This window comes from Paraburkholderia elongata, from assembly GCF_013177735.1.
Lineage (GTDB): Bacteria > Pseudomonadota > Gammaproteobacteria > Burkholderiales > Burkholderiaceae > Paraburkholderia > Paraburkholderia elongata.
This window is the reverse complement of the sequence record NZ_WOEZ01000309.1, coordinates 1-11,218: the sequence shown is the minus strand read 5'-3', so window position 1 is coordinate 11,218 and position 11,218 is coordinate 1. Positions and strand designations below refer to the sequence as shown.

General features: G+C 61.4%; 9 protein-coding genes and 2 pseudogenes. 3 read left to right on the top strand and 8 right to left on the bottom strand.

What is annotated here, in order from left to right; translation table 11 throughout:
* The 7 genes and pseudogenes from GNZ13_RS49325 to GNZ13_RS49295 form a co-directional block, all read right to left on the bottom strand.
* Nucleotides 1-244 (bottom strand): ABC transporter permease subunit (locus GNZ13_RS49325; RefSeq protein ID WP_407945690.1); only part of this gene is annotated, 244 nt, incomplete at its 3' end.
* A 403-nt stretch (nt 245-647) separates the two neighbouring features.
* Nucleotides 648-1,029: pseudogene (locus GNZ13_RS49320) on the bottom strand (DUF779 domain-containing protein).
* A gap of 73 nt (nt 1,030-1,102) precedes the next feature.
* Nucleotides 1,103-2,623 carry an aldehyde dehydrogenase gene (gene adh, locus GNZ13_RS49315; RefSeq protein ID WP_172178717.1) on the bottom strand — a complete coding sequence of 507 codons (1,521 nt, stop codon included), beginning with the start codon at nt 2,621-2,623 and terminating at the stop codon, nt 1,103-1,105.
* Between the two features lie 179 nt (nt 2,624-2,802).
* Nucleotides 2,803-3,615, bottom strand: coding sequence for an ethanolamine ammonia-lyase subunit EutC (eutC, locus tag GNZ13_RS49310; RefSeq protein ID WP_172178715.1), 813 nt, complete (start codon nt 3,613-3,615; stop codon nt 2,803-2,805).
* A 10-nt stretch (nt 3,616-3,625) separates the two neighbouring features.
* Entirely contained in the window at nt 3,626-5,014 is a 1,389-nt protein-coding gene (locus tag GNZ13_RS49305) for an ethanolamine ammonia-lyase subunit EutB (RefSeq protein ID WP_172178713.1), read from the bottom strand.
* A 233-nt stretch (nt 5,015-5,247) separates the two neighbouring features.
* Nucleotides 5,248-6,396: a branched-chain amino acid ABC transporter substrate-binding protein gene (locus GNZ13_RS49300; protein ID WP_172178711.1), complete on the bottom strand. Its 1,149-nt coding sequence runs from the start codon at nt 6,394-6,396 to the stop codon at nt 5,248-5,250.
* 129 nt (nt 6,397-6,525) lie between these two features.
* Nucleotides 6,526-7,758, bottom strand: a complete 1,233-nt coding sequence (locus GNZ13_RS49295; protein WP_172178709.1) for an NAD(P)/FAD-dependent oxidoreductase — start codon at nt 7,756-7,758, stop codon at nt 6,526-6,528.
* Nucleotides 7,759-8,074: 316 nt separating this feature from the next.
* On the opposite strand from GNZ13_RS49295, the gene GNZ13_RS49290 reads away from it, so the two are divergent.
* Nucleotides 8,075-9,502 carry an aminotransferase-like domain-containing protein gene (locus GNZ13_RS49290; protein WP_172178707.1) on the top strand — a complete coding sequence of 476 codons (1,428 nt, stop codon included), beginning with the start codon at nt 8,075-8,077 and terminating at the stop codon, nt 9,500-9,502.
* 14 nt (nt 9,503-9,516) lie between these two features.
* Nucleotides 9,517-9,600: pseudogene (locus tag GNZ13_RS54710) on the top strand (ATP-binding protein); the annotation flags it as partial.
* 1,054 nt (nt 9,601-10,654) lie between these two features.
* Here the strand turns inward: GNZ13_RS54710 and GNZ13_RS49285 are convergent.
* Entirely contained in the window at nt 10,655-10,918 is a 264-nt protein-coding gene (locus GNZ13_RS49285) for a hypothetical protein (RefSeq protein WP_172178705.1), read from the bottom strand.
* On the opposite strand from GNZ13_RS49285, the gene GNZ13_RS49280 reads away from it, so the two are divergent.
* Nucleotides 10,919-11,107, top strand: coding sequence for a hypothetical protein (locus GNZ13_RS49280; RefSeq protein ID WP_172178703.1), 189 nt, complete (start codon nt 10,919-10,921; stop codon nt 11,105-11,107). It abuts the gene before it with no gap.
* Nucleotides 11,108-11,218 lie beyond the last annotated feature (111 nt).

Here is an 11,218-nt window from a genome sequence, read left to right as displayed (position 1 = left end):
AGCAAACCACTGCCGCGATGATCAACGCGATGATGAGCGTCGGCACATTGCCGAGGCCGGGGAAGTGGTTCTGAAGCACGCCTATGGCTGAGAGCGCAACCATCGCGCCCACCATCAACACATCGCCATGCGCGAAGTTGATGATGCCCAAGATGCCGTAAACCATCGTATAGCCCAGTGCGATGATGGCGTAAACGCTGCCAAGCACCAGCCCGTTGAGGACCTGCTGGATGAAGATATCCATTTACTAATGCTCCTTAGCCCGTGACGCTATTCAAGCGAAAAAACGAGCATCGCAATGTCCCGCAACTTGAACGTCACGAGATGCTCGAATAAGTACCATTGACCAGCTGGTAACCGAACCCGTAGCCTTTCTCGGCAAAACGCGGCCGACCTCTGTGGACCCCGCGATGGGTAACTATGATGACGCGGAGAAGTCACCGCCCAGGTCCGATCGCGAGCACTGCTGCCGTCGATCGCAAGCCGCTACAACTAACCCCGAGCACCGCGCCTGACAACCAGGTGTTGATGTGAAATCGCCAGTCCTGTCTGTATGCGCACTGCACCGCATTTCTCAATCCGTAGTGCAATTTGCAATAAACATAATCAAAGCCGCTGGAATCACAGCTGGAATCAGAAACACATAGTTATGGGCTCTGGGCAACATCCTGCTTCTCCAGAGTTGCCCACTCCTCGTCGGGATACAACCTTGATCGAGTCGAAAGACGCAGGCCTTCCGGTCCCTCTAAGGAGAACATTCCCCCCATGACCCGGAACTTCGTCAATGATGAGTTGGATATGCTTCCAATACTCAAACTGCGACGTGTTCATATAAACCGGAACACCGCCGATCTCACCCAATAAAACATCCGACCGGCCGACCTTCGATTCGTTTTCGGGGTAGCACATCGGTGAGCTGCCATCACAGCATCATCCCGATTGGTGGAAGATCAAAGGTCCGAATTCAGCCTTCAGTTTTTCAATCAACTGCAAAGCAGCCTCCGTTACTACTACTCTTTTCACTTCCATCAAAAACCCCCAACCGAGAATCCGGATTCCTGGTCCGGATTCCGTACGCACGCGCGCCAGGCCGCTCAGCAGATCAGAAGAAGCCCATCGCCTTCGGGCTGTAACTTACCAAAAGGTTTTTGGTTTGTTGATAGTGATCCAGCATCATCTTGTGCGTCTCCCGGCCTATTCCGGACTTCTTGTAGCCGCCAAAAGCGGCATGGGCCGGATACAGGTGATAGCAGTTCGTCCAGACGCGGCCAGCCTGAAGTCCTCGCCCCATCCGATACGCGATATTGATGTTTCTCGTCCATACCGCGGCGCCCAGGCCGAATAGCGTATCGTTGCCGATGGCGAGCGCTTCGGCTTCATCCTTGAAGGTCGTGAAGGCGACGACGGGGCCGAAGATCTCCTCCTGAAAAATGCGCATCTTGTTGTGGCCTTTGAAAATCGTCGGTTGCATGTAGTAGCCGCCCGCAATGTCACTGCCGACGACCGCCTTTTCCCCGCCGAGGAGACACTGGGCGCCTTCCTGCGAGCCAATATCGCAGTAAGAGAGAATCTTTTCCAGTTGTTCTGAAGACGCCTGGGCGCCGATCATGGTATCCGTGTCGAGCGGATTGCCTTGTTTAATGTTCTTCACGCGCTCTATAACTCGCTCCATGAATTTGTCATGGATGGATTCCTGGACCAGGGCGCGCGACGGGCAGGTGCAGACCTCTCCCTGGTTCAGAGCGAACATTGCGAAACCTTCGACGGCCTTGTCGAAGAACTCGTCGTCCTTATCGCACACGTCCTCGAAAAAGATATTGGGAGACTTGCCGCCGAGTTCGAGCGTGACCGGGATGATGTTCTCTGAGGCGTACTGCATGATCAGGCGGCCGGTGGTCGTCTCCCCGGTAAAGGCAATCTTGGCGATGCGTTTATTGGATGCGAGGGGTTTTCCTGCCTCGAGCCCGAAGCCATTGACGACGTTCAGCACACCCGGCGGCAGCAGATCCTGAATCAGCTCAAGCAGAACAAGGATTCCGGCGGGTGTTTGCTCGGCCGGCTTCAGCACCACGCAGTTGCCGGCAGCAAGCGCCGGTGCCACTTTCCACGCCGCCATCAGAAGCGGGAAATTCCATGGAATTATCTGGCCGACCACGCCAAGAGGCTCGTGGAACTGATACGACACGGTATTCTCGTCGATTTCGCCGAGCGTCCCCTCCTGCGCGCGGATGCATCCCGCGAAATAGCGGAAGTGATCAATGGCAAGCGGAATATCGGCCGCCAGTGTTTCACGCACGGGTTTGCCGTTGTCCCACGTCTCCGCGACTGCCAGCATTTCCAGATTTTCTTCCATGCGATCCGCGATCTGGTTAAGGATGCGGGCCCGTTGCGCCACCGGGGTCTTGCCCCAGGCATCTCTCGCAGCGTGGGCCGAATCGAGCGCAAGCTCGATGTCTTCAGCCGAAGAACGCGCTACCTTGCAGAACGGCTGGCCTGTGACCGGAGAAGCGTTGTCAAAATATTGACCTTTCACCGGGGGCACCCACTTACCGCCGATGAAGTTTTCGTACTGGGATTTGAACGACACTTTGCTGCCTGGATGTGGGGGGTTGGGATAAATCATCGTATCCTCCTGAGCTGGTGCGAGTCGAAAGAAGACCACCAGACGGCTATCACTGCATGCGCCATCTGTCCGGTCTCGTCGGCCCCGCAGCGCTGCCGGCCAGTGTCTGAATGAATTGCCCGCGTGGCATCATAGCGAAGCACCTTTTGTCAGTTGGGCGGCCCTGGGACAGCCCTTCGTCAGTCCGTCTCTGTCAGAAAGTTGCTGCCGGGCGCGGCAAGGCGCTGCAGCACCTCCGCCTCGTCCTTGAGCGACACACCGGTGAGTTTGCGGCGTCGCGCTTCGATCATCAGGTAGACAAGCTTGTGAGCGGCCAGCTCGTAGCTCATCCCTGCCCGGCGCACGTTCGAGATGCAGTTGCGGTAGGCATCGGTGGTACCGGCTCTCGGTTGGTACGTGAGGTATATCCCCATGCTGTCCGGCGAGCTCAGGCCCGGACGCTCGCCGATCACGATGGCGACCATCTGCGCCCCCAGCAGCTCTCCCACCTCATCGCCGACCGCTACCCGGCCCTGTTCCACGACGACGAGCGGCCCAACGCGCCATCCTTCGTCCGCGAGCCTGGGCAGCACCGCGTCGAGTAGCGGGACGACATTCTCCCGAATGGCGAATGCGGACAGTCCGTCGGCGATCACGAACACCACGTCGTACTCGTCCTGGTGCCCTTCCGCCCGCTCTTCCAGGATTCGGCGCGATCCGGCATCTAACCGCCGGCCCTGGTCCGGCCGCTGCAGATAGATCTGACGGTCGCCAGCGGCGCTGTGCAGAACTATGACCTCATGTCCACGCTGCGTGAGCGCCGCCCGCAAGGGCTCGATCTCGAGCTGGTGGTGCACGGCGTCCCGAGCGCGGGCGTGGGCGAACTGGAATTCCAGATGTGGCTGGGTAGGCAGACTCGTGCCCGCGCGTCCGAGGGCGATGCGCGCCTCGGTGAATTGGCGCAACTTCTGCCACGGGTTGACGACCACGAGCGCTTTAGGTGACTTGTCCATCGCAACCTCCTTACGCCAGGTGCGCCAACGCGTGCCGGAAAGGACGGGGTAGCGCTTCTGAGAGTTGCAGCACCTCGCCCGGCTCGAACACGCCCATGCTGTACAGCCAGGCTTCGAATTCCGGCGCGGGTTTGAGCCCAAGCACTTTCCGCACGTACAGCGCGTCGTGGAACGACGTGGTCTGGTAGTTGAGCATGATGTCATCCGACCCGGGAATGCCCATGACGTAGGTGACCCCCGCCACGGCCAGGAGCGTGAGCAACATGTCCATGTCGTTCTGGTCGGCCTCGGCGTGGTTGGTGTAGCAGACGTCGCAGCCCATCGGCACGCCGAGGAGCTTGCCGCAGAAATGGTCCTCAAGGCCAGCGCGGATGATCTGCTTGCCGTCATAGAGATACTCGGGGCCGATGAAGCCGACCACCGTGTTCACCAGGAGCGGCTTGAACTTGCGCGCCACGGCATAGGCCCGCGCTTCGCAGGTCTGCTGATCCACGCCATGGTGGGCGTTCGCCGACAGCGCGCTGCCTTGACCAGTTTCAAAATACATCACGTTGTCGCCCACCGTACCGCGCTTGAGCGACCGCGCGGCACTGCACCCCTCCTCGAGGACGCGCAGGTTAACGCCGAAGCTGGCGTTGGCCGCCTCGGTTCCGGCGATTGACTGAAACACCAGATCCAGCGGCGCGCCGCGGTTGATGGCCTCGATGCTGGTGGTCACGTGGGTCAGCACACAGGACTGGGTGGGGATCTGGTACTTGGCGATGATGGTGTCCAGCATATGTACGAGCGTCGTTACCGCCGAGATACTGTCGGTGGCGGGATTGATGCCGATCACCGCGTCACCACTGCCGTACATGAGTCCGTCGACCACGCTGGCGGCGATTCCGGTCGGATCGTCAGTCGGGTGGTTGGGCTGAAGGCGTGTGGATAGCCGTCCCTTGAGGCCAATGGTGTTACGGAATCGGGTCACCACCCGGCACTTCTGGCCCACCAGGATCAAGTCCTGGACCCGCATGATCTTTGACACGGCTGCGACCATCTCCGGAGTCAGTCCGGGCGACAACGCCGTCAACGCCTTCTCGTCTGCCGCATCCGAGAGCAGCCAGTTGCGGAAGTCGCCCACCGTCAGGTGACTGACGGGAGCGAAGGCAGCAGTGTCGTGCTCATCAATGATGAGCCGCGTCACTTCATCCTGTTCATAGGGGATGAGCACTTCATTCAGAAACGTTCGCAACGGCACTTCGGCGAGCGTCATCTGCGCGGCGACGCATTCCTCGTCGTCCGCCGCGGCGATGCCGGCAAGGTAATCCCCGGAGCGGGCCGGGGTCGCCTTCGCCATCAGGTCCTTGAGATTGCCAAACTGATAGGTGCGGCCGCCGACTGTTTGCCTGTAAGCCATGACTTGGTCCTCACTCAATCAAGCGAAGGTTCCGCCTTCAGCTCGTCTACGGGCTCGATCAGCGTGTCGAGCGGCGCGAACTTGCGTCGGTGCCCGGCCAGATAAAAGTACACGAAGCCCGGCAGCAACAGGCCGACGAAGATCGCCCCGATCAGCGCGTTGTAGCAGCTGCGGTTTCAGCAATTCCGCTGACCCCGCTGTCCGGATTGCCGGGGCCGCTCTGTCAAGAAAACCTAAACGCCGCTGCCGCCCACGGTCTTGATGCTCTTCCATTGTCCCTGCTGGACCTCGAACAGCGTATAGGGCGGCTTGATCAGGTCACCGTACGGATCATACGTAATCTTGCCGGTAATGCCCGTCACATTGACCTTCGCCAGGCTGTCGACGATCTTCTGCCGGTCGAGCGAGTTCGCATCGTGGATCGCCTTGAGCATCGCGAGCGTCGCATCATACGCAAACGGCGCATACAGTTCGACATCCTGATTGAAGCGTGCCTTGTAACGCTTGCCGAATTCCTGCGCCGCAGGAAGCTTGTCCAGTGCGGGACCCGGCTCCAGATCCTGCGTGCCTTCCCCCGCCGGGCCGGCGATCTGGAGGAACGCGTTGCTCTTGAGCGCGCCTGCGCCAAACAGCAGCGCGGGCATGCCGAGCGAGCGCATCTGTTTGACGAGCATCGCACCCTGCTCGTCCAGTCCGCCAAAGAAGATCACATCGACGTTCTTGCTCTTCAGCGTCGTCAGGATCGCGCGGAAGTCGACTGCCTTGTCGTTCGTGAACTCTCGGTCGACGATGTTGCCCTTCGCTTCCTTTGCGCCCTTCTCGAAGGCGTCAGCAAGACCTTGCCCGAACGCCGTGCGATCGTCGATGATGCCGATCCGCTTCGCCTTGATCTGCTCGACCACGAAGTGGCCCGCGACGACGCCGCCGACACCGTCATGGCCCATCGTGCGGAACACATTCTTGAAGCCTTGCTTCGTCAGCTGCGGATTGGTCGAGCCCGGCGTAATCATCGCGACGTTGGCCTGATGGTAGACCGTCGATGCCGGAATGCTGCACCCCGAGTTGTAGTGGCCGATCACGCCGACAACGCCGTCATCGACCAGCTTCTGCGCAACCTGAATCGCAACGCGCGGATCCGCCTGATCGTCCTGCACGTCCAGTACGAACTTGACCGGCTTTCCGCCGACCGTTGGATGCTTCGCATTCTCATCATCGAGCGCAAGTTGTGCACCGTATTGCAAATCCTTGCCGACGCGCGCGACCGGCCCTGTTAGCGGACCCACGAAACCGATCTTGACGACCTCCGGTTCGGCTCCATACGACGGCGCATGCGCGCAGAGAACGCTAAGTGCAAGCGCAGCAAATAGGCTACGACGTTTCATGATGTCCCTCCCTTGTTCCAAATGGACCTGATGTGCAGTCGACGCCTGGCCTGTTTCCGAGACGGCTCAACTGCGTGCTGAAGACATGTTGCGTATGCTTTGCGGGCTCCTGTCGATGTCGTGGTGACATTAAAAACGGCGTGGACTGTAGGGATCGAGATTCACAGGCGGCCTGCGTCCGGCGACCAGATCGGCCACCACACTGCCCGTCAAACCGCCCAATGTCACGCCCAGATGCTGGTGTCCGAACGCATAGACGACGCGCGGTGTCGCGCTCGCGTGGCCGATCACCGGCAAGCCGTCCGGCAGGCTCGGACGAAAGCCGAGCCAGTCGCTGTCCACTTCACCCAAGCCCGGCAAAGCCTCCCTGGCAGACGTCGTCAACAGGTTCAGCAGGCCGCGGTTCTTCCGCGGCCCGAAGCCGCCGAGTTCGACCATGCCCGCGGCGCGCACGCCGCCGGCCATCGGCGTCAGGTAGAAGCCGCGTTCAGCCCAGCCGCACGGGCGCGAAATCAGCGCAGACGTGCCGGGAAAGCGCACGTGGTAGCCGCGTTCGGTATCGAGCGGCACGCGATCACCGCACTGCCGGGCAAAGCGCGCGGACAGCGCGCCGGTGCAGACGATCGCGTGCTCGGTGTCGTTCGCCTTGGCCGCGTCGTCGACGAGGCGCACGCCGTCGCTCAACGGCTCGATCGTGCGCACGGCGACGCGCTCGTGCTGCAGCCCGCGCGCGATCAGCGAGCTGTGCAGCGCGCGCAGGAAGCCGCGCGGATCGGTCAGGAACCAGCTGTCCCGAAAGAGCGTGCCGTGCTCGAAGATCGCTGCGAGATTGGGCTCCATTTGGCGGATGCCATCGCGGTCGTAGTGGTCGAACGCGACGCCGAGCTTGCGGCGCAACGCGAGCGACGGCTGCGCCGCCTTGAACGCGGCGGCGCTCGAATACAGGTACAGGCATTCGCGTTGCCGCACGAAAGCGTTCAACTCCTCGGCCGACAGCATCTCGCGATAACCTTCGAACGCTCGCGACAGCAGTTGTGCCAGCGCTTCGGCGCACGCGCCGTAACGGCGCGGTGTCGAATTGGCAAGGAAGCGCACGAGCCACGGCGCGAGCTGCGGCATGTAACGCCAGCGGATACGCAACGGACTGGTATGCGAGAAGAGGAAACGCGGCAGGTTACGGAACACCTCCGGATTATTCACCGGAATGCATGCGTAGTTCGCAAACGTGCCGGCATTGCCGAACGATGCGCCCTCACCCGGTCCCTGCGGATCAATAAGCGTCACCCGATGCCCATCTCGCATCAGCCAGTACGCGCAGGACAAACCGACGAAACCTGCGCCCAGGACGGCAACCTCAGCCATTCAGTTCTTCCAGCTCGTTGCTGACGATGACTGCCGATCTGACATGATGCGTCCTCCAGAACTGCGTTTCACGTCGCGCCGCACTGCCGGCTAACGCTGATTCGATGCGACCATACTCACACAAAGATTTTTTGCATTCAATGATTTTCTCTTTGTATGGCCGTAGGTGCTTTCCCGTAAACGAGCGAGCATCCTTAGCGACGAGGATGAAAGTCCTTCGCTACGGCCGCTTAAAAGGTCTAGCATGCGGTTGAAGTGCGTGTAATCGGTGAGCGCAGCGCGAACCGCGGAGTTTTTGTATGGAGATACCATCCGAATGAAACCCGATGAAAGTCACACAAATGGGGAGCCGGGTGTCCAGACAAAGGCGCGGCTGGCAACCTATCTGGAAGTATCGCGCTCGCTCGAGGAACAGATCAGGAGCGGCATGTTCCCGCCGGCCAGCCGGCTGCCTCCGCAACGCGAGCTCGCGATCGAACTCGGCATCAATGTGTCGACGGTATCGCGCGCGTACAAGGAATTGCAGGCGCGCGGGCTGATTGTCGCGAGCAAGAGGCGCGGCTCGATCGTTACCGGCGGCGCGATGCCGTCGGTCCACACGGCGGGTACGCGTGCGCCGGGAAGTGGCGAGCCCGTATCGAACGGCATGATCGACCTGACGGTGAATCGGCCTGCGACGGGCGAATTCCTCGCACAGCTCTCGCGCACGCTCGCGAGCATCGCGCTCGATCCGCGCTACCCCGAGCTGCAGGAATACCAGCCGCCCCAAGGGCCGGAATGGGCGCGAGTGGCCGGCGCACGATGGATGGCAGCGCCGGGCCAGGCGCCGTCGCCGGCGTGCGTCGTGGTCACGAGCGGCGCGCAGCACGGCATCTATGCGGTGCTCTCGACCCTGATGGGCCATGACGGCGTGATCCTCGCGGACCGGCTGACGTACTACGGCCTGAAGGCGCTCGCGCCGCTGTTCCAGTTCGAGATCATCGGCATCCCGAGCGATGACGAGGGCCTGTTGCCGGACCAGCTCGACGACGCGTGTCGCCGGCTGCGCGTGAAGGCGATCTTCACGGTGCCGAATCTGCAGAACCCCACCGTCGTGACGATGAGCCTCGCGCGGCGCGCGGCGCTGGTCAACATCGCGCGCCGGCATCACATCGCGATCATCGAGGACGATGTCTACGGGCCGCTGTTGCGCACGCGGTTGCCCACCATCGCGAGCCTGTGTCCGGAGCTGACGTTTCATGTCGCGTCAACGTCGAAGATCCTCGCGCCCGGACTGCGTCTCGGCTATGTGCTGACACCGCCCAATGGCGCCGCGCTCGCGGCCGAGGCTGTACGCACCACCGCGTGGATGCCGGCGCCGCTGTCGATGCTCGTGACGACGCGCTGGATCGAGGACGGCACAGCACAGACCATTCTCGAGGCTCAGCGCACCGAGTTGCTTGCGCGGCAGGAACTCGCGCGCGAACTGTTGCCGAAGGAGCACTTGAAGAGCGACCCGGCATGTATGTTCGTCTGGCTGCGGGTACCGGCGCCGTGGCGCTCGGATGACTTCGCGGCGAATGCGCTCGCGCGCGGGGTCAACACGATGCCGGCATCGGCGTTCGCCGTGGACCGCTCGACGATCGAGCACGGCGTACGAATCAACCTTGCGTGTGCAGCGTCGCGTGAGCAGTTGGTGCACGCGTTGCGGATCATCGCGCAGACGCTAAGAGACCGGCCGCGAGCGTTGTTCGGCACGATCTAGGGCGGCTGTGCGGCGCGCTGCGCAAGACGCTCGAGACCTTCGACTTCGACCGGCTGCCAAAACTCAACCGTACGCACTTCCACGATCTCGCTACCGGGTATCCCCGTGATTTCTGTACAGATTGCGACGGTAGCGTGATCTAAACGTGACAGCGACTAGCGGTCAGCCCCTAATATAATCCCCAATCAAATCAACCGTTTCCTGTCGGGTCTCCGATGACGGCTGACGATCTCAGGGCGGGCTTGGCTCGGGGCGGTTTCGCGGCGATAAGAGCGCTGCTCCCGGATAGCCTGCCGGCGGTCGCTCGAAAACGGGTTTCCCAGCGTTAGATTCGCACGCTATTCCGGCCAGACAAACGTGATGCCAACTGCCGGCATACGTGTCAGCGACACCGCGCGCTGGGATCACGCGCCGACCGCTCGACTGGCCGAAAAGCCAGACTGGACAAGACTTTCCGGCGGGCGCGGGCGAGTTTGACGCAAGGCGCTGCCGCACTTGCCGACGCCAGAAAACGCAAACAGCAACCATCTGATTTTCATGGATATTTAAATCGGGCCGGTTCGCAAAGCCTTGTCGGGTTTGAAACGGCCTACCGTCGTAATCTGCATTGAAATCACGGCCCCCCCCCCCGTTGCAGTGCCGACGCACGTCCGGAAGCCATTCGGCGGGCGCCGGCGGTGAGTAGTAACAAAATTAGTTGAAAACTGGTAACAGATTTAGTTGTGTGAGCGGCATCTGCCTGAAATGAGGGCGTGTGTCCGCAAATGAAGGCCCGGATACTCTGACTTTGCGGGCCTTCATTTACACCATTTTTTGCGTTTTTTTCTCAATTTCTTATGCTTCGCAAGTCCTCTCCCGAAGGAACGGGTGGGGGTCGACTGCCCGCCCGTGGTCCGGCGCGGCTGAAAAACTCCCGCCGCGCGTCGGCACAGTGACTATCATGTAGACGTGGTCGGTGCTCACGGCACGTGACCACAAACGGAGCAGAGGCGGGGCTGGCGGGCAAACTGGCCGCCCGTCGCTGCTCCGCCAGAACCGGTCCGCGACGTGCGGGCCGTTTTTTTGCGCGGCTTCAATGCCGATAAGTCGTAGCGGCATGGGTTTTGATGCCCTTCCTCGGAAGTCACGGCAATTACATCCGGGGACGGGCAGTCATGCGCCTTTGCCCCGGCTCGACACAACCGCGCGCCGGTACTGGTCCACTTCCAGCAGCAGATGGTCGATCCGTTCGCGCAGCTGGCCATTCTGCTCGCGCAGCGCGTCAGCCTCCCCGCTCGCCTGCAGCCGCACGGCATCGTTCTGCATCTTGAGAAACCGCTCGGTGCCGGCCAGCTGCGCGGCCGTCCGTGCGAGGGTCGTTGCGCCGACGCCGGCGCGTTCGATCGACGCATACAGATCACCGAGCGGCCGGTTCACATGCTCGCCGGCCAGATCCCGTGCCGCATGCGCTTCGCCGATTTCGCGGTGCAGTTGCGCGTTCTCCTGCTCAAGACGACGGATCCGGGCGAGCGCATCCTCAAGCGCCGCCCGCAGCAGGGCCTGCTGGCCGGTGCCGGCATCGTGCGCAGTGACCGTCCCGTGGTCGACGGCCGTGCGACGAAGTAAAAGTAGCTTCGTTTCAGAAGTGAAATTAGCAGCACCGTAGGCTCAAATCTGGCGACCTAATGGGAACGCGGCGCCTCACGATAGGGCTTGTTGCTCAATCATTCAGCGCGG

Coding starts and splice junctions, on each gene's coding strand:
- adh (WP_172178717.1), bottom strand. CDS start 2,623: ATGATTTATCCCAACCCCCCACATCCAGGCAGCAAAGTGTCGTTCAAA.
- eutC (WP_172178715.1), bottom strand. CDS start 3,615: ATGGACAAGTCACCTAAAGCGCTCGTGGTCGTCAACCCGTGGCAGAAG.
- GNZ13_RS49305 (WP_172178713.1), bottom strand. CDS start 5,014: ATGGCTTACAGGCAAACAGTCGGCGGCCGCACCTATCAGTTTGGCAAT.
- GNZ13_RS49300 (WP_172178711.1), bottom strand. CDS start 6,396: ATGAAACGTCGTAGCCTATTTGCTGCGCTTGCACTTAGCGTTCTCTGC.
- GNZ13_RS49295 (WP_172178709.1), bottom strand. CDS start 7,758: ATGGCTGAGGTTGCCGTCCTGGGCGCAGGTTTCGTCGGTTTGTCCTGC.
- GNZ13_RS49290 (WP_172178707.1), top strand. CDS start 8,075: ATGAAACCCGATGAAAGTCACACAAATGGGGAGCCGGGTGTCCAGACA.
- GNZ13_RS49280 (WP_172178703.1), top strand. CDS start 10,919: ATGCTCGCCGGCCAGATCCCGTGCCGCATGCGCTTCGCCGATTTCGCG.